The following is a 17,464-nucleotide window of genomic DNA, read 5'->3' on the forward strand; positions in this document are numbered from 1 at the left end:
CTTCCCGCAGGACATTGAATAAGCTTCCTCGAATAAGCACCGCACGAAGAAAATGCGAATGCATTTTCGAGGATCAAGTGCTTCCACTCCAATCAACTCAGTAATTAAAACTAGTTTGCAAGTAACAAACTTTGCGAAAACAGCCTTAATTTAAAGCTATTTTAAAGTTAATTTTTGATTTAGCACCGTGATGATTGAAGCGGAAGAATTAAAACGCCGGCAAGCTTCGAAAGCCCGCGGTTCACTGAGTGCCTGTAGCGAAAATCAACACTAAGGATTACCAAAACCTAAATAAAAAAGAGGCTAGTGCTGCTTTTATTAAGACAGCATATCTAACCTCTTTAAACAAAGCAAATATATTACTTTTTAGAGTTATTGTCGTCCATTTTCAGAACAGCCATGAAAGCTTCTTGCGGAACTTCAACAGAACCAACCTGCTTCATCCGCTTTTTACCTTCTTTCTGCTTCTCCAAAAGCTTGCGCTTCCGGGAAATATCTCCGCCGTAACACTTTGCCAATACATTTTTTCGGATCGCTTTAATCGTTGAGCGGGCAACGATTTTTTGCCCTATAGCCGCCTGGATTGGGACCTCAAATTGCTGACGCGGAATAAGTTCCTTGAGCTTTTCAACGATTACCTTTCCTCTTTCATAAGCGAAGTCTCTATGGACAATAAAGCTTAGTGCGTCGACTTTTTCAGCATTTAATAGAATATCCATCTTAACAAGCTGGGAAGGCTTATAGCCGATTAGTTCATAATCGAAAGAAGCGTATCCTTTAGTATTTGATTTAAGCTGGTCAAAGAAATCATATACAATTTCAGATAAAGGGATTTCATAAATAATATTAACCCTTGTTTCATCCATGTACTGCATATCGATGAATATGCCGCGTTTCTCCTGGCAAAGTTCCATAATGGCACCAACATAGTCATTCGGTGCCATCATTGTGGCTTTTACATATGGCTCTTCCACACGATCGATCTTTTGCGGGTCAGGCATGTTGGATGGATTATCCACTTTAATTTCGGTGCCGTCTGTCATGATGACATCATAAATTACACTTGGCGCCGTTGTAATTAAGTCAATCTTGAATTCACGCTCAATACGCTCCTGAATAATTTCCATGTGAAGCAGTCCAAGGAATCCGCAGCGGAATCCGAAGCCAAGTGCTTGGGAGGTTTCAGGTTCAAACTGAAGTGCAGAGTCATTAAGCTCAAGCTTTTCAAGAGCTTCCCTCAAGTCATTAAACTTGGCGCTGTCAATCGGATATAAACCGCAATAAACCATTGGATTTAACTTTCGGTAACCTGGAAGAGCTTCGGATGCACCGTTTTTAGCACTTGTAATGGTGTCACCGACACGGGTATCGCCAACATTTTTAATGGCTGCCGTCAGAAACCCTACGTCACCAACTGATAATTCAGGCAGCGGAGTAGATTTGGGTGTAAATACACCAACCTCTGTTACTTCAAATTCTTTTCCTGTTGCCATCATTCTTATTTTGTCCCCAACTTTTACCGTTCCTTCTACTACACGGATATAAGCAACAACTCCGCGGTAAGCATCATAAAGGGAATCAAAGATTAGCGCCTTTAAAGGAGCCTCTGGATCGCCAACTGGTGCAGGCACCTTTTCAACGACCTGTTCGAGGATCTCTTCAATGCCTATTCCAGCCTTTGCTGAGGCAAGTACCGCTTCTGAAGCATCAAGGCCGATTACTTCTTCAATTTCATTGCGAACTCGCTCAGGATCTGCGCTCGGAAGGTCAATCTTGTTGATGATCGGAAGGATTTCCAGATCGTTATCCAAAGCTAAATAAACATTTGCAAGGGTTTGAGCTTCAATCCCCTGGGCTGCATCCACCACCAGGATTGCTCCTTCACAGGCTGCCAAACTGCGGGATACTTCATATGTAAAATCAACATGTCCCGGAGTATCAATTAAGTGGAAAGTATAAATCTCTCCATCTTTCGCTTTATATTTTAACTGGACGGAGTTTAATTTGATAGTAATGCCGCGTTCTCTTTCAAGATCCATTGAATCAAGGAGCTGATCCTTCATTTCACGCNNCGAAAAATTCCTTATTCTCTCTTGCCTTTTAAGTCTCTCTTCTCTGTTCATGGTTTACAATTCAACTCCTACTATAAGAAAAGCGCAAGACGCCTTTAATGGGCGCCTGGAGCCAAGTGTTAATCTATTTTCAGTTAGTCCTTTTAGTTTATACACTATTTTTGATTATAGCAGTACGTTTATGAAGATTCAATGCTAAGCTTTATGGCCTTCTAATTAAAGCTTTGTTGACTTTACCAGGTAAAAAAACAGGACTGCCCTGAAGCAGCCCTATTTTCCGGTTAATAATTCTGTAATGAAAGCGATCGATTTTTCTGTTAATGAAGACAGGCCTTCGGAGATACTTTTACCCAAAGACGAAAAGAAGTTATATGCTTTTATTTCTTCTAGCTTTTCTTTCTTCTGCTGAAGATCATGGCTGGATACATCATTTCCCAGTACAGAAGCCTGAAGCTCACCTTCCTCGCTTTCGCTTAAGGTAAGTGCAGCTTTGAAATCATCATCAGAATAGCCCTTCATTCTCTGTATTCCTTCATTGGCCTGCTGCATTCCAAACAAGACAGATACAAACATTATGGAAGCCAGAAAAATCGCTTTTAACATAAACATCTTCATTACAAATCACACCTTTATTTCTTTTCCGAGTCCGTGCCTGCAGGTGAATTCACTTCCTCAGCCTGCCAATAATATTCACTGAAAATTTCCGCAAGGGCTTCCGCTGAACGATTCAATTCCTCAAAGGTATTATCGACTCCTCCAAATTCCACCAGAATTGCATTTTCAGAAAGGTCCTGATTAAATTTCCCATTCGTCCTTTCTCCCTGCAGCTGGATAATCCCTCTGCTCAAACCCTTGTATTTTTCCTCAAGCCTTTTATGCAATTCATTTGCAAACTTTAAATTCTTCTCGTAGTTTTGATGCTCCGCTCCGATCACAAATGCAAGCTTTGCATATGGCTTTCCGTTAATTTCTTTTGTTGTATCCTCTTTTCTTCGCGAGTCCCTGTGAATATCAATGAAATATGTTAAATCCCGGTCAGTGGTAGCAGCTGCCTGAACGACTTCCCGTGAAGCCTCATAGGATTGTGCATAACTCCATCCCTTTTTATTTAAAGTTGCCTGAATATCCGTTTTATCAACCGTTGTCCCGATGCCTCTGCCCTCCAGTTCCTCTTTAAGCTTGTCCCCTATTTTTGTCACATTAATTTGAGAATGGCTGGCTGCATTCGGGTCGTTCACACCTTTGAGATAAGGAAGAAAGGATTCGCGGTTATGGCTGAAATAAACATATACTGCCTTTTTATCGCCAGTAGTCATAGGTGGTGTACCCGATTGGCTTCTGTTTTCGTTTGACTCTAGCCCCTCCGTGTTTTGCAGCGCGGCTTCCTGCTCAGCTTTCAAAACTTCCAATGGCGGCGAAGACTCAACAGGCATGTTGGTATAATCCGTTCCTTCACCGGCAACCAGAATTTTACTGTCATAAATGGAGAAGTAGGGCAGTTCTCTTCCTAATAAACTTCTTGGATCATCCAGATTTACATTGGTTGATAGCTTAAAAACCATATTGGCTAAGCTGGGAGGAGAGCTATTTTCAGGCATTCCTTTCAGAAAGGAGTGGTTTTCCCAACCAAGGAAATAGTAAAGCGATTCACCTGTCAGGTTGGTAGCAGCTGTATTTACGGAAGCGGAGCTGATCCTATATTCCGGCTTTAAGGATGTAAGAGCTCCGCTTATTGAAAAGATCATAAATAGAAAGAGCAAAAATCCGCCTGCGGCTTTTAACAGGGTTGTCCCTTGAATTGTTACAACGAGTCCATTTGTCTTCAAAGGTTTCATTGTTCCACCTCTCTTTGCAAGTCTAGTAAATGTTATGACTATGCTAGAGAAGATAGAACAAAATATTTTTTATCTAGTATAAAAACCAGCATTTTCCTGGTTCACTTTTTGATGGAGTGCTGCATTTAATCCGTTTGCGATCAGGTTTGACATATCCTCAATAAACACATCAACTTCCTTTGGCGTAACCATTAGATTATGGCCCAGCGGTGAAAGCACTTCATAGATCAGCCTTCGTTTTTCATCTTCTGGCAAGGTTCCAATCATGCCTAAAAAGGTTTTTCGGTGATGCTCCTCAGGCAAATCTTCCTCAGTCAGTTTTCTTTTTTCTCCAAAGGTCATGCCTGCCGGTGCAAGTGACCGGGACGGGCGGTCCCCCTCTTTCATTTCCTTTCCAAAATGCTTGAGAATAAAATCAATGGTGTCGCTTGTTATGGACACGGCATCCACAACAGTAGGAACCCCGATAGCGATGACCGGAATACCCAATGTTTCCTGGCTGATTTCCTTCCGTTTATTTCCTACACCGGAGCCGGGATGAATGCCTGTATCCGATATTTGGATAGTGGAATTAACTCTTTCAATTGAGCGGGATGCAAGCGCATCTATAGCAATGACAAAATCAGGTTTTGTTTTTTCAACAATTCCATAAATAATATCGCTTGTCTCAATGCCGGTTAACCCCATTACTCCAGGGGATATTGCGCTTACCGGCCGATAGCCTTCTTCAACGCTTTCAGGCTGCAGCTGGTAGAGATGCCTTGTAATCAGAAGGTTTTCACAAACTTGAGGCCCAAGGGCGTCAGGAGTGACATTCCAGTTCCCTAAGCCTACAATCAGGCATGAGGCGTTCTCTTTTATTCCTAATTGTTTAATGAACTGGGAAAACTCACTTGCAAAAACAGATTCTACCTTTTTCTGCAGTTCGGTATCCTGCTGGCGGATACCTGTTACTTCAAGTGTTAAATATTTACCTTCCTTTTTTCCTAAAGCCTCTGCACCTTGTTTTGTCACTTCCACAAAAGAGATCTTTATATCGTTTTCTTCTTTTTCTTTTATGATTACGCCCTCTATTTGCGAAAGGTTTTCCTGCGCGTGGACATCGTCTTTCTGCCTGTCCGCTATAACCATTTCCCTTGCTTCAATTGCCAGATCCGTTCGGACCGAGTACTTGCTTAAATCTATTGATTCCTTCAAGTTAATCCCTCACATTCTCTGCTTTTTGGTTTTATGGAAAATAACCCATAAAATACTAGAATTCGGATATGTACTATCATTGCCTGTAATAGGCAAAATCATGCATAAGAAGGATTATCCTGATAACAGAATTCCAATCAGCAATTTTAATTACAGAGTATTGCATTATGGTCTCGTGTTTGATAAAATATCACTTGTTCTTAATTATTGTTAATGAATGTGAATGTCGAGTTATAGAATCTCGATGCTTTTTCAGGAGGTGAATGGAATGCCAAACATTAAATCTGCTATTAAGCGTGTTAAAACTAGCGAAGCTCGTAACGCTCATAACGCTACAATCAAATCTTCAATGCGTACAGCTGTTAAGAAGGTTGATGCTGCGATCGTAAACAACGATGCTGCTGCTGCAACTGAATCTTTCGCTGATGCTGCTCGTAAACTAGACAAAGCTGCTGCAAAAGGTCTAATCCACAAAAACGCTGCTGCTCGTAAAAAGTCTCGTTTAATGAAAAAAATGAACTCTTTAAACGCTTAATGTTTAAAGATATCGGCTATCTTTTAGGGATAGCCTTTTATAATGCACTAAAAAGCGGTCCATGTCAGGACCGCTTTTTTATTGCGTATGTTTTTGCAAAGCTTGGCTTTGAAGGCGAAACAGGAACATCTCAATCAGCATGGTTTTATTCATGCCCCCGGTTTTCATTTGGTAATCGGCATCTGCAAGCAAGCTCATGATGATTGTTAGTTCTTCATCGCCAAAAAGCTGCGCCTGCCCCGCAGCCAGCTTTACGCGAAAAGGGTGGATTTTTAAATAGCCTGCGATCTGCTGCTGTCCATATCCCCGTCTGGCGAGCTCTTTTACCTGATATATAAGCCTGAACTGCCCGGTTATCACGGATAAAATTTTTATCGGTTCTTCATTTTGCTTAAGTAAATCATAATAAATTCTTAGCGCCTCTTCTATTTTGCGATGGACAATTTTATCCACCAGAGAAAAAATGTTCTGTTCCAGTGACCGTGAAACCATCTTTTCAACCATCTGTTCGTCTATTCGCTTTGTATCATTTGCATATAAAGCTAATTTATCTATTTCACTAGTCAGAATAAACAAGTTGGTTCCTGCCAGGGTCAATACCAGTTCAACTGCAGCTTCATCAATCTGAACCCCGTTTAAAGCCGCCCGTTCCCTAATCCATGTTTTCAGCTCACCTTCGTTCAGCTTCTTTGCTTCGAGAACGGCAGCCGTTTTCTTTAATTGTTTTGTTAATTTTTTCCGGTCATCCAGCTTTTCAGAGGAAGCTGCCAAAACCACAACCGAGTATGGCGCAGGTTCCTTAATATAGGCTTCTAGCTTAGCCAGATTATGCTCTATTTTCGCCTTAGACTTTTCAGAAGTCAAAAATACTGGGTTATGTAAAAAAATCAGCCTTCTTTCCCCCATAAAAGGGAATGTTTCGGCATCTTCCAGCGCTGTATCAATTGGGGTTTCTTCAAGGTCATAAGTGGATAAATTAAAATCAGCTTCTTCTGGGCTTAACACATAATTGATAAGCAGCTGTTTTGTTTCGTTTATAAGATAGGGTTCTGTTCCATATAATAAATATACAGGAGCAAACCGCTTTGCTTTAATTTGTTTCCATATATCAAAAACCAATTTCTTTCGCTCCGTTCAATTTGCGTTTTATTCTCTTTCTATCCTAAAGAAGCTAAAACGTTTTGACAAGTTATTCATAAGAAATTGGCGTCCGCTATGAACGCCAATTCCTGATCTATATAGAACGCCGCTCCCTGAGACCCGGGATACTCAGGAAACTGCGGTGCACCCTTTGTTTGGTTATTTTCCCCTTGATGTTCAGCGTTATTTGTGACAACTCTTGTTAATCCAGGAAAAGGGCAGGGGAACGCTAGATTTTTTTATTTGAATGTCTTATACTATATAGGAAATAGGAGGGGTAGACTGTGAACGAATTTGAAAAGAACGTCCAAAGTAAACGAAATGATGCTATCGACTCTGGCGTAGGATTTATCGTATCATTCGGTTTCTTCGCAACGTTATTTGTTATTGCAACAGTCATTAAATTTTTAGGAGCTTAATGGCTACATAAAAATGTATGGTCCAGGCTATTTTTTGAGCCAGGCCAAAGCATGGAGGCTGCATATTTGCAGTCTCTTTTTTTACTTTTGGCTGTTTTCTAAAAGATTGTTGTGAACCCTTACATAAGTAGCGGGCTCAAGTACTTTCTAAGATATACTATGGAAGCTGAACGTAAAAGGTTCCTGAATTGCCTTTAAAAATATAGGTAACTGCCCCATGCTCATCTGTTCTTAAAATTCGAATATTATTGCTGCGAAACCTGGAAATTACATCTGTGTGGGGATGCCCGTAGCGGTTGTTTTCCCCCGCTGAAATTATGGCTATCTTCGGCTTAACGCTTGAGAGGAATAGATCTGTTGATGAGGTTTTACTTCCATGATGCCCCGCTTTTAATACATCAATTTTTAAGTTGGGATAATTTTGAACCAGCCTTTCTTCTCCTTCCGCTTCAATATCTCCGGTAAAAAGCCAGCTTAAGCCGCCCAATTTGGCAAATAGCACAATGGACCCGTCATTTCTCTCTGTTTTAATTTCTTCTTGCGGAGAAAGTATTTGAAAAAAGCCTTCTCCCTCTGTCCATCTGTCTCCAGCTTTACTGAATAACACTTTGCTATTTCTCCTCTTTGCTTTATGAATAACTTCTTGTTCGAGCTCAGAAATCTCACTGACTATTGGCAAAATAACGGCTTTAACCCTTATTTCGTCAATGATCGCTGCAGCTCCGCCAATGTGGTCCATATCCCCATGAGTCAAAATAAGCTTATCAATTGAACTGATTCCTTTACTCTTAAGAAAAGGGACAACTATGTCCTTCCCTGCTTCAAATGGATCGCTTCGTATCTTCCAATCTTTCGTTTGAAAACTGACTGTGCCGCCTGTATCAATTAAATAGTTCCCTTTTCCATATGGAAGCTTAACCAGTATGCTATCCCCCTGTCCAACATCAATAAATGTGACTTCTCCTTTTGGGGAAACAGAAGTGGTAAAGAAATGAAGCAATAACGCAAATACGGGGAGTATACAACTTAAGAAAAACGCTTTCTTTCCCTTTGATCTTTCCCATGAGGCGAAAAATACGGGTATGAGCAAAACATATAGGAGCAGGACCAGTAATGAAGGACGGCCTAAAACAATAGATGTATGAGGGATCTCTGAAAGTTTTCCTGCTATATAATCAATCAGAGTTATAAATTCATCAAAAGGAGCAAGCAAAAAAGCAGACTTCCCGCCTGATAATAAATGAAGCAAAAAAATAATTAGTATGGCCGGCAGAACAATAGAGGAAAATACTGGAACAAAAATTAAATTGGCAAACACAGAAAGAATGGACATTTCAAAGAAATGCCAGAACAATATCGGCATTGCAGCAACTTGGCAAATAAAGGAAACCAAAATGATAATAACAAAGGGGTTGCTAAATCGTTTTAATAGGAGCGGTGCTGACAGGATGAGCGATAAGCTAACAGCAAATGAAAGCTGAAAGCCCGCATTAAACAGGATAAAAGGGGAAATAAAGAGATAGATCATAAACACAATGGAGAATACATCAATAATCAGCACAGCTGATTTTAACTTCCTGGCAGCCAACACTAAAAGCATCATAAAAACAGCTCTGATGACAGAAGGTGCTACACCTGTAATAAGCGCGTATCCTGGCAAAATCAGAATTAGAGCGCTCGTCATTTTCTCTCTCGTTATCCCTGCCCGAATCCCGGCAAGAAAAAACATGCCGGCAAGCAATCCTACATGCAGGCCGGAAATAGCAAGTAAATGGATTATCCCCAGTTTTTGATAAGATTCAAGAACATCTTGTTCAATGAAATTTCGATCACCAAATATGAGGGCAACTGCTATGGAAGCTGTCTTTTCAGGAAAATTCCCCACCAGGTAATTTATTCCTGTTTCTCTCATTTTCAGAAGTGATAAAGGGAGGCTATTTTCACGGTAACTGCAATCGGAGAGGATTAACTGCTTAATTTCAAGGACCCAGAAGATTTTGTTATGATTGAGGTACTCTTTATAGCTGAATGCGTTGGGATTTGTAGCTATTGGCGGCGTCTGCAAAGTACCGTTTACCTTGCATGAAAGTCCAACCCGCAAATAGTTGCTGAGGATCTTTTTTTCTTTATCAGATTTAATTTTATATCTAGCCATTAATTTTTCATTCGAAACTGTTTCAACAAGGACGGTAAGTTGGTCTCCATCTATTCTAGCAGCTTCTTTAATCCCTACTTCAAAAAGTGCTTCGCCGCCCGCCAAACTGGTCATATTATGGTCTTCCGCTATTACGCTTCGAATGAGAAAGAGAAGGAAGAGGATTAAGAGCAGGCCAGATTGTTTTTTTGTGAGGATACTTCTTTTATATAACCAAAACGCTGACACAAACATAATGAAAATTATTATAAACGGTTTGAAAAAAACTGTTAATATTCCAGAGAGTGAGGCAGCAGCTGCATAAATCCATCTGCCTTTCATGTAATTTGCTCCTTTTCTACTAATTTCTTCTGTTTATAATGCAGGAATAAAATCCGCTCTTTCTTGGGTTTTACTCCTGCAATCAAATCATGAAGTAAATAGCTTGTCCTTTTTTTCCTTGTAGACTTTCAATAATTCCCGATTTGTTCCACTCTTCTCAAGTTCGTTCATCATCTCTTCGATAAGATCACGTTTTTCTTGCCTGCTTTCATCAAATGAAACCTTTTCAGCTTCAACCTGAACCGTTTTAACTCCGGCCTTCTCAAAGAGTTCAATGCCATAAGGGTGATTTTTATAGTCCTGTGCGTAGTAGACCGTTTTAATACCTGCCTGGATAATAGCTTTGCAGCATTGAAGACAAGGAAAATGTGTTACGTAGATTTCTGCATCACTTGTAGGCACACCAAATTTAGCACATTGCAAAATCGCGTTCATTTCTGCGTGTATGGTGCGTACACAATGGTTATCAATAACATAGCAGCCTTCATCCATGCAATGTTCACCGCCTGCAATCGAACCATTATATCCGCCTGCAATAATTCTCTTATCCCTGACTATTGTTGCGCCTACCGCCAATCTTGTACATGTGCTCCTTAGAGCAAGCAAATGGCTTTGAGCCATAAAGTATTGATTCCAGGATATACGTTCCATCTTGTTTGCCTCTCCCTTCCATCTTTTCCGCAAGCTGTTGCCAGCCACTTTTATAATCTTATAGGAAATTCTAATTTTCTCAACATAAGTTTAAGCCCCAAATGATACAAGGTCAATGGAAGTAAGAATTTCTACTTTACCTTTATCTGTTCTTTCAGTTTTTCGAAGGTCTTTTCCCCTATCCCTGCAATTAATTTCAGATCCTCTATAGCCTTAAATGCCCCATTTGTTTCCCGGTGCTCAAGAATGGCAGCAGCCTTAGAAGGACCAATTCCAGGCAGCGTTTGCAATTCAGCCTCACTTGCTTTATTCAGATTAATTTTCCCATCATTTTGTTGGACTGAGATCGAAGCCATTCCCTCATCCCCATTCATTTCAAGGACCCCCTCTCCTTTTTCAGGAATATAAATAGCCATTTCATCCGCTACCCTTAGAGCAAGATTTATTTGATTGCGATCAGCATTTTCCAGCAGCCCGCCTGCTTTTTCTAAAACATCTATAACCCTATCGCCCTCCAGTGTTTCATAAACACCCGGCTTTTTAACTGCCCCTTTCAAATCGACTATTATCACTTGAGGCTGTCCATTTGCTGAAACTTTATCTTCAGTTCCATCATGGACACTTTCCTCCCTATCTGCTATTTGCACTGGATCAATATCAGGAAGGGGTTTTGTTTCTTGAGGAGGCATAAATAAATAATATAGGAAGGCACAGATTGCAAACGCGCCCCCCAAAAAATATGCTTTATTGCTCTTTACCCATTCGGCCATAGGTTTCCTATCCTTTCTTTTTGTCATAATTGTTTTTTTCAACACATATCGTTATACGAGAGAGCCTGCTTTTGAAGGAGGGATGGAACAGTGAAAATCGGAATCATTGGTACAGGTAATATGGGGAGAATAATGACAGAGGCATTCCTTGACGGAGGAGCCGTTTCCCCTTCCTCCATGACTATTACCAATAGGACAATTGCGAAAGCGATGGAGATAAAGGTAACACACCCTGATATTGCGGTTGCGGAAGATGCCAGAGAGACTGCACGGCACTCTTCTCTTATTTTCGTATGCGTAAAGCCTCATGATGTTTATGAGGTGATTCAGGATATCCAGCCGTTCCTGTCAAAAGATAAGTGTGTGGTATCAATCACAAGTCCCATAAGCGTAAAACAGCTTGAATCTGTACTGCCTTGTTCTGCTGCGAGAGCAATTCCCAGTATCACGAATCGGGCTTTATCGGGAGTCTCATTATTATCATTTGGGGAACAATGCCAGGAGGAATGGAAAAGACGACTCCAGGAGCTTTTTGAGAGTATTTCTACACCGATATCTATTGAGGAAAACATCACAAGAGTTTCTTCTGATATCGTCAGCTGCGGACCAGCCTTTTTCAGCTATTTGACACAGCGCTTCATAAACGCAGCAGTTTCGGAAACAGAAATTGACCAGGAAACTGCCACTAAGCTTGCAGGCGAAATGTTAATCGGACTGGGGGATTTGCTAAAAAAAGGGTTTTATACTTTGCCGACATTGCAGGAGAAAGTATGTGTCAAAGGAGGAATTACCGGAGAAGGAATACGGGTGCTTGAAAACGAGCTTGGAAAAGTATTTGAACACTTGTTTCAGGCAACACATTCGAAATTTGACGAGGATCTTATACAAGTAAAAAAACAGTACACACTTCAATAATAATTCTTTATCAGCGTTTAAAATCCTTCTTATTCAAATAAAAAATTATAGCCAGATTGCCTTTTGGCAATCTGGCCTTTTTAATAATCATGGATATATTAAGAAACGGAACTTTTTTCACCTTTAGTGTCTTCACTTTTTCTAGAAATAAAGAAAATCCGTTCCGCCTGGCTTCCAGGAGCTGCATCTTCGAAATCAGCTGAAACCTCCAGAAGCTCAAAGCCGCATTCCCGGAGCCATCCGACATAGGTTTCAACAGGGTAGGTTCGCTGAAAGTGAAGTTCATCATAACGATCGTATCTTCCCGTTGCTTCATCCAAAACAAAAAAGGAGAGATCATGCTCAACAGAGTTGGGGTATCCCCCCTGATAGCTATGCCATATATAAGAAATTTCTTCATCATTCTCAGCAAATGTCTGATTCATAAAGATTTGCATCATTTTATAAATAGAATGGACGTCGAATATAAAAAGGCCATTATCTTTAAGGTGTCTATGGACACGCTGAAAGGTTTCTTGTACCTCTGATTCTGTCTCTAGATAGTTTAATGAATCACAAAAAATCCCGATAACATCAAATTCTCCAAATCCCCCCAATTCAGCCATATTCTGCTGATAAAAAGGAATTCGCAAGCCGCTTTGTTCAGCCTTAGCCTGAGCTACAGCCAGCATATTCACTGACAGGTCCACACCTGTAACATCATATCCCTGTTTTCCAAGCCTAATCGCAAGCTGACCTGTTCCGCATGCCAGATCCAGCAGCTTTTTGCCTCGAACACCATACTTGCCCGCCTTTTGACTGATTAATTCCACCCAGCTATCGTATGGGACATCTTCCATTAGCTGGTCATAAAGATAAGCGAACTTGCCGTAGCTCATTGATTAAGCATACTTTGGACGTTTTCAACTGGCGCATCGCCCCAAAGCCTTTCCAGGTTATAATAGCTTCTTTCGTCACGATGGAAAATATGTGCTACGACATCCCCCATATCAACAAGAATCCACCTGGCCTCATCAAAGCCCTCCATTCTTTTAACAATAAATCCTTCTTCTTCCGATTTCTCTTTCATTTCCCGCGCAATGGCCTGCACCTGTTTGTCAGAGTTCCCATGGCAAATAATAAAATAGTCAGAGATTAAGGAAATACCTTGCATATTCAGGACAGTAATATCCTCTGCTCTTTTATCATCCGCTGCCTTTACTGCAGTCATCAGCAATGTATTCTCACTCATTCAATCAGTCCTCCGTTTTCATTAAAAGATCATTATAGGTATGGAAGGTAGCCGGAAAAACGGGCTGCCCCTTTTTTACTAAGAACATAATGGTATTTTGTACAGATTTTATTAGTGCTTGATCCAGACTCGAATTGGCCAGCTCACGCACCTCTTCAACACCTGGGAAATGCCTTCCGGGCTCAATGTAATCAGCAAGGTAGATAACTTTTTCAAGCAATGACATTCCTACCCTTCCGGAAGTATGATATCTTATTGCGTCGAGAACTTCGCTATCAGTAATTCCCGCTTCTTTTTCAGCCAAATAAGCGCCTACAGGAGCATGCCAAAGCTCACTGTTGTAAGCAAGGAGCTCTACGGGCATGCCATTGCTTAAAATGATTTCCTTCATCTCATCTTTTGGCCGAAACTTTGCATAATCGTGGAAGATTGCAGCCAATTCTGCTTTTTTTTCATTTGCACCGTACTTTTCCGCAAGCTTTATGGCAGTTTCCATAACACCAATACTATGAATAAAGCGATGTTCGGTTAATTGTTCTTTAACAATTGCCAGAGCCTGATCACGATTCATATAAATGATTCTCCTTTATATAGTTCCCAATTGAATCAGGGACTAAATAGCGGATCGATCCGCCTTTCTTCAGCCTGCTCCTGATCATACTCGATGAAATCCCCATTTCCGGAACCTCTGAATAAAGAATGGAATAGGAAGTCTCGAGATTGTAGGATGGCCTCTGCACGCCGACGAAAGTAATCATTTCAAGAAGCTTATCAATGTTGTGCCACTTAGGCAAATACTCTACCATGTCAGCCCCGATAATAAAGTAAAACTGCTTTTGAGGATAGTTTTCCTTCAAAATCTTAATCGTATCATAGGTAAATGAAGGCCCTTGCCTTTCCAGCTCAATCAGTTCCAATTTAAATCCTGGATGGGTATCTACTGCAAGCTTAAGCATTTCTATCCGGTCACGGTTGCTGGCAGCATTGGATTTCTCTTTATGAGGTGGTTCCTGGTTCGGCATAAACCATACTTCATCCAAGCCTTGTGAACACATAACCTCATTTGCAATAATAAGATGTCCCAGGTGAGGAGGATTAAAGGTACCTCCTAGTATGCCTACTTTGTCCATTAGAGCCCCTCCATTTTCGTATGCCGAAATGAAACTGTTCTTATGGCAGTTCGATTTGTTTGTTTTCTATTGATTCTTTATATAAAACAATAATATTCCCAATAACTTGAACAAGCTCCGCTTTTGTTCCTTTTACCAGCTGCTCTGCAACTGTATCTCTGTCTTCATCACAATTTTGCAGGACAGTGACTTTTAATAATTCACGGGCCTCCAAGGCTTCTCCTACTTGTTTAGTCATATTTTCATTTACCCCGCCCTTGCCTACTTGAAAAATCGGGTTTAAATGATGGGCTTTAGAACGTAAAAAACGTTTTTGCTTTCCTGTTAGCATAGTAATCCTCCCAGTTGTTTTAAGACTTTATCTCTCATTCTTTTTATATCCGGTGCAATGCCAGTCCAGTTTTCAAAAGCCAGGGCTCCCTGATGAACAAACATATCCAGTCCATTTTGGGTTCCGGCTCCCTTTTTCCTAGCTTCCCGCAAAAGCTGTGTTTCAAGCGGATTGTAAATAATATCACTCACAAAGGTTCCAGACTTAAGGTTATGTATGGAAAGTGGACTCTTTTGAATGTCCGGAAGCATGCCAATTGGTGTGGTCTGAACGATTAGATCGTATGCCTCTATATTCCCCTCAGCTTCCTGTATATCGAAAGCCCGAGTTGGGACAGTATAAGGACAATCCTTCATGATAAGATCAGCTTTAGAAACAGTACGGTTGCAGATATCCAGCACCGGAGGCCCTTCTTTAGCCATTGTAAAATAGATGGCTCTGGCAGCTCCACCTGCACCCACTATTAAAACCTTCTTATCCTTTAAAGTCGAGATTTCCTCCAGCAACCCTTTCACATATCCGCTTCCATCTGTGTTAAAGCCTTTAAGCCTGCCATTATGGTTAACAACCGTATTGACAGCACCAATGGCATTTGCCATGGGATCCAGCTCATCCAAAAGAGGAATGATTGCCTCTTTATGCGGTACAGTAACATTAAATCCCGATAATCCTATCGCTCTGAACCCTCTTATTGCATCCCCCAGGTTTTCTTTTTTTACATGGAACGGCTGATAATGGGCATCAATGCCATAAGCTTGAAATAAATCATTATGCATGGCAGGCGACATCGAATGTGATATAGGATCGCCTATAACACCAAAGAGCTTTTTCAAATTCCTCTCCCCTTTTGAAAAGCGTAAGGCGCCGCTAATCGACTATGAACTCGAGCCCAAAGAAGCCGCAATTAGCCTCGCTTAAGACCCTCAGTCGAAGGCGCCTCCTCCTAAAAGCTACCGCTTTTAGCCGTGCGCAGAAATTCTTCCTACTTATGGAGCTGGACTGGTATCAAAGTTAGAAAACACATGCATCTTTTGATAAATGGAAATAAATTATATCAAAGACTTTCTCACTAATGCATGGACACCTTTAGGAACATATGCAGCTACCTTTACACCTGCTTCGTTGACTGTAATCCACCCCAGCCCGGAAAAAACGATATCTGTTTTCGGTTCCTTAATTGTAAACTCATGTCTAACAAGCTCCGGAAAGGTATCCATTTGTTCCCTTCTTGGGGGGGTGAGCATTTCTCCAGCATGGTTTTGATATAATTCATCAGCCTTCTCCATTTTTGTGCGATGTATATTTATTTCGTTAGAAAAATGGCAAACAAATGAACTGCGGCCTCCTGAAATATAATCAAACCTTGCAAGCCCTCCAAAGAACAGAGTCTGGCCTTCATTCAATTGGTAAACTTTAGGCTTAATTTCCTTTTTGGGTGTAATAACCTTTAAATCCCGCTTATCAACATAGTGCGCCATCTGATGATGGTTAATAATTCCTGGTGTATCGACCAGAGCTTTTCCGTCCGATAAAGGAATTTCAATAATGTCCAATGTGGTACCAGGAAAATGAGAAGTGGTAATGACATCTCCCTCACCTGTTACTTCTTTTAAAATCCGGTTAATAAAAGTAGATTTTCCTACATTTGTACAGCCAACTATATACACATCTTTGCCTTCACGGTATTGGTCAATAGCCTCTGTAACCTCGGTGATGAATTGGCCTTTCGCCGCACTTACCAAAAACACTTCTTCGGGCTTTAAGCCAAGCTGCTTTGACTCCTGCTTCATCCAATTAATCAGCTTATTTGTCTTCACTGATTTCGGAAGCAGATCCACCTTGTTACCGACAAGAAGAATTTTATTGTTTCCAACAAAACGGTGCAGCCCCGGAAGCCAGCTGCCATTAAAATCAAAGATATCAACAATCTTGACAATGAGCGCATCACTTTGTCCAATTTCGTTCAGGATTTTCAGGAAGTCATCATCAGTCAGACTCACATCCTGAACCTCGTTATAATGTTTTAGCCTGAAGCAGCGCTGGCATATGATCGCTTCCTTTTGCAGCGCTGAATGAGGGGCATAGCCTAAATCTTCAGGGTTTTCCGTTTGAATTTTAACCCCGCATCCTATACAAACATATTGCTCTTCACTCACTTTTTAATCCTCCCACTGAATCATTCCCTTTTTTCTAAACCAATTTAAAATTCTTCTTTCAACTAAGCGGTTAAATTTTGTAATGAATCCATCTGTTTGTGCAACAGGCACAACCAATATGGTATGGAAGCCGCTGCGGTTTCCGCCCAGTACGTCCGTCAGCAATTGGTCACCTATGACCACAGTTTCTTCTTTTTTAAGCCCCATTTCTGAAAGAGCTCTTCGAAATGCCCTCCCCATTGGCTTTCTTGCCTGATAAATAAACGGAATATTAAGAGGGTGGGAAAATGCCTTTACACGGCTTTCATTATTATTTGAAACAATTGTTACCTTTATATTGCTTTGCTTCATTTCTTCAAACCAGCTAATCAGCTTGGGAGTTGCATTGGGCCTGTCCCATTCCACTAAAGTATTGTCCAGGTCCGTTATAATTCCTTTAATACCTTTTTCCTTTAAACTATGCGGAGTAATCTCAAAGATACTTTTCACATGCTGGTCAGGCAAAAAATGCTTTAACACTGTATTTACACCTCAATCATTATTCGTATTGTCCATTTTTTCCATAAGCTGTTTCACAAACTTTGTTTTTTTAAACAAGTAGTGAGG

Annotated in this window: 19 protein-coding genes; 3 read left to right on the top strand and 16 right to left on the bottom strand. The window is 40.8% G+C overall.

The genetic code is table 11. The features are described 5' to 3' along the window. Window positions 1-359: 359 nt before the first annotated feature. The 4 genes from lepA to gpr form a co-directional block, all read right to left on the bottom strand. The gene (lepA, locus tag J7I93_RS19115; protein ID WP_214727614.1) at window positions 360-2,123 is read right to left on the bottom strand and encodes a translation elongation factor 4; all 1,764 of its coding nucleotides are present in this window, start codon (window positions 2,121-2,123) and stop codon (window positions 360-362) included. Window positions 2,124-2,342: 219 nt separating this feature from the next. Next, window positions 2,343-2,687, bottom strand: coding sequence for a YqxA family protein (locus J7I93_RS19120; RefSeq protein WP_214727615.1), 345 nt, complete (start codon window positions 2,685-2,687; stop codon window positions 2,343-2,345). A gap of 14 nt (window positions 2,688-2,701) precedes the next feature. After that, on the bottom strand, window positions 2,702-3,907 hold the full coding sequence (gene spoIIP / locus J7I93_RS19125) for a stage II sporulation protein P (protein ID WP_214727616.1): 1,206 nt from the start codon (window positions 3,905-3,907) through the stop codon (window positions 2,702-2,704). Between the two features lie 69 nt (window positions 3,908-3,976). After that, on the bottom strand, window positions 3,977-5,104 hold the full coding sequence (gpr, locus tag J7I93_RS19130; protein WP_214727617.1) for a GPR endopeptidase: 1,128 nt from the start codon (window positions 5,102-5,104) through the stop codon (window positions 3,977-3,979). A 268-nt stretch (window positions 5,105-5,372) separates the two neighbouring features. On the opposite strand from gpr, the gene rpsT reads away from it, so the two are divergent. Then, window positions 5,373-5,639: a 30S ribosomal protein S20 gene (rpsT, locus tag J7I93_RS19135; RefSeq protein WP_026584475.1), complete on the top strand. Its 267-nt coding sequence runs from the start codon at window positions 5,373-5,375 to the stop codon at window positions 5,637-5,639. Window positions 5,640-5,717: 78 nt separating this feature from the next. On the opposite strand, the gene holA is transcribed toward rpsT, so the two are convergent. After that, complete coding sequence (holA, locus tag J7I93_RS19140; protein WP_214727618.1) at window positions 5,718-6,758, bottom strand: DNA polymerase III subunit delta; 1,041 nt, start codon at window positions 6,756-6,758, stop codon at window positions 5,718-5,720. Between the two features lie 305 nt (window positions 6,759-7,063). Between holA and J7I93_RS19145 the strand changes: the two genes are divergently transcribed. Then, a complete protein-coding gene (locus J7I93_RS19145) occupies window positions 7,064-7,198 on the top strand; it encodes a YqzM family protein (protein WP_019382872.1) in 135 nt (44 codons plus the stop codon). Window positions 7,199-7,355: 157 nt separating this feature from the next. Here the strand turns inward: J7I93_RS19145 and J7I93_RS19150 are convergent, their stop codons facing one another. From J7I93_RS19150 to J7I93_RS19160, 3 genes are all read right to left on the bottom strand, one after another. Then, complete coding sequence (locus J7I93_RS19150; RefSeq protein WP_214727619.1) at window positions 7,356-9,674, bottom strand: DNA internalization-related competence protein ComEC/Rec2; 2,319 nt, start codon at window positions 9,672-9,674, stop codon at window positions 7,356-7,358. An 87-nt stretch (window positions 9,675-9,761) separates the two neighbouring features. Beyond that, window positions 9,762-10,325: a ComE operon protein 2 gene (locus J7I93_RS19155; protein ID WP_214727620.1), complete on the bottom strand. Its 564-nt coding sequence runs from the start codon at window positions 10,323-10,325 to the stop codon at window positions 9,762-9,764. A gap of 131 nt (window positions 10,326-10,456) precedes the next feature. Next, a complete protein-coding gene (locus J7I93_RS19160; RefSeq protein ID WP_214727622.1) occupies window positions 10,457-11,095 on the bottom strand; it encodes a helix-hairpin-helix domain-containing protein in 639 nt (212 codons plus the stop codon). A 90-nt stretch (window positions 11,096-11,185) separates the two neighbouring features. On the opposite strand from J7I93_RS19160, the gene comER reads away from it, so the two are divergent. Then, window positions 11,186-12,010 (top strand): late competence protein ComER, encoded by an 825-nt coding sequence (comER, locus tag J7I93_RS19165; RefSeq protein ID WP_214727624.1) that lies wholly within the window; start codon window positions 11,186-11,188, stop codon window positions 12,008-12,010. A 98-nt stretch (window positions 12,011-12,108) separates the two neighbouring features. Here comER and J7I93_RS19170 read toward each other — a convergent pair whose 3' ends face one another. The 8 genes from J7I93_RS19170 to J7I93_RS19205 all read right to left on the bottom strand — a co-directional run bounded on the left by J7I93_RS19170 (window position 12,109) and on the right by J7I93_RS19205 (window position 17,377). Next, window positions 12,109-12,888 carry a class I SAM-dependent DNA methyltransferase gene (locus J7I93_RS19170; RefSeq protein ID WP_214727626.1) on the bottom strand — a complete coding sequence of 260 codons (780 nt, stop codon included), beginning with the start codon at window positions 12,886-12,888 and terminating at the stop codon, window positions 12,109-12,111. Continuing rightward, the gene (gene rsfS / locus J7I93_RS19175; protein WP_214727628.1) at window positions 12,885-13,241 is read right to left on the bottom strand and encodes a ribosome silencing factor; all 357 of its coding nucleotides are present in this window, start codon (window positions 13,239-13,241) and stop codon (window positions 12,885-12,887) included. Before rsfS ends, J7I93_RS19170 begins: the two co-directional genes overlap by 4 nt. A 4-nt stretch (window positions 13,242-13,245) precedes the next feature. Next, entirely contained in the window at window positions 13,246-13,812 is a 567-nt protein-coding gene (gene yqeK, locus J7I93_RS19180; protein WP_214727630.1) for a bis(5'-nucleosyl)-tetraphosphatase (symmetrical) YqeK, read from the bottom strand. Then, on the bottom strand, window positions 13,802-14,371 hold the full coding sequence (locus J7I93_RS19185; RefSeq protein WP_214727633.1) for a nicotinate-nucleotide adenylyltransferase: 570 nt from the start codon (window positions 14,369-14,371) through the stop codon (window positions 13,802-13,804). The genes yqeK and J7I93_RS19185 overlap by 11 nt, the downstream gene beginning before the upstream one ends. Before the next feature lie 40 nt (window positions 14,372-14,411). Beyond that, a complete protein-coding gene (gene yhbY / locus J7I93_RS19190) occupies window positions 14,412-14,702 on the bottom strand; it encodes a ribosome assembly RNA-binding protein YhbY (RefSeq protein WP_214727634.1) in 291 nt (96 codons plus the stop codon). Next, window positions 14,696-15,535 (bottom strand): shikimate dehydrogenase, encoded by an 840-nt coding sequence (gene aroE / locus J7I93_RS19195; RefSeq protein ID WP_214727635.1) that lies wholly within the window; start codon window positions 15,533-15,535, stop codon window positions 14,696-14,698. Before aroE ends, yhbY begins: the two co-directional genes overlap by 7 nt. Window positions 15,536-15,751: 216 nt before the next feature. Next, window positions 15,752-16,858, bottom strand: coding sequence for a ribosome biogenesis GTPase YqeH (yqeH, locus tag J7I93_RS19200; RefSeq protein WP_214727636.1), 1,107 nt, complete (start codon window positions 16,856-16,858; stop codon window positions 15,752-15,754). A 3-nt stretch (window positions 16,859-16,861) separates the two neighbouring features. Next, entirely contained in the window at window positions 16,862-17,377 is a 516-nt protein-coding gene (locus J7I93_RS19205) for a YqeG family HAD IIIA-type phosphatase (protein ID WP_214727637.1), read from the bottom strand. Window positions 17,378-17,464 lie beyond the last annotated feature (87 nt).

The sequence above is a fragment of the Bacillus sp. ISL-47 genome (assembly GCF_018613175.1).
Taxonomy (GTDB): Bacteria; Bacillota; Bacilli; order Bacillales; family Cytobacillaceae; genus Cytobacillus.

Coding starts and splice junctions, on each gene's coding strand:
- J7I93_RS19170 (WP_214727626.1), bottom strand. CDS start 12,888: ATGAGCTACGGCAAGTTCGCTTATCTTTATGACCAGCTAATGGAAGAT.
- yhbY (WP_214727634.1), bottom strand. CDS start 14,702: ATGCTAACAGGAAAGCAAAAACGTTTTTTACGTTCTAAAGCCCATCAT.
- J7I93_RS19185 (WP_214727633.1), bottom strand. CDS start 14,371: ATGGACAAAGTAGGCATACTAGGAGGTACCTTTAATCCTCCTCACCTG.
- rpsT (WP_026584475.1), top strand. CDS start 5,373: ATGCCAAACATTAAATCTGCTATTAAGCGTGTTAAAACTAGCGAAGCT.
- J7I93_RS19155 (WP_214727620.1), bottom strand. CDS start 10,325: ATGGAACGTATATCCTGGAATCAATACTTTATGGCTCAAAGCCATTTG.
- spoIIP (WP_214727616.1), bottom strand. CDS start 3,907: ATGAAACCTTTGAAGACAAATGGACTCGTTGTAACAATTCAAGGGACA.
- yqeK (WP_214727630.1), bottom strand. CDS start 13,812: ATGAATCGTGATCAGGCTCTGGCAATTGTTAAAGAACAATTAACCGAA.
- J7I93_RS19150 (WP_214727619.1), bottom strand. CDS start 9,674: ATGAAAGGCAGATGGATTTATGCAGCTGCTGCCTCACTCTCTGGAATA.
- J7I93_RS19160 (WP_214727622.1), bottom strand. CDS start 11,095: ATGGCCGAATGGGTAAAGAGCAATAAAGCATATTTTTTGGGGGGCGCG.
- J7I93_RS19120 (WP_214727615.1), bottom strand. CDS start 2,687: ATGAAGATGTTTATGTTAAAAGCGATTTTTCTGGCTTCCATAATGTTT.
- rsfS (WP_214727628.1), bottom strand. CDS start 13,241: ATGAGTGAGAATACATTGCTGATGACTGCAGTAAAGGCAGCGGATGAT.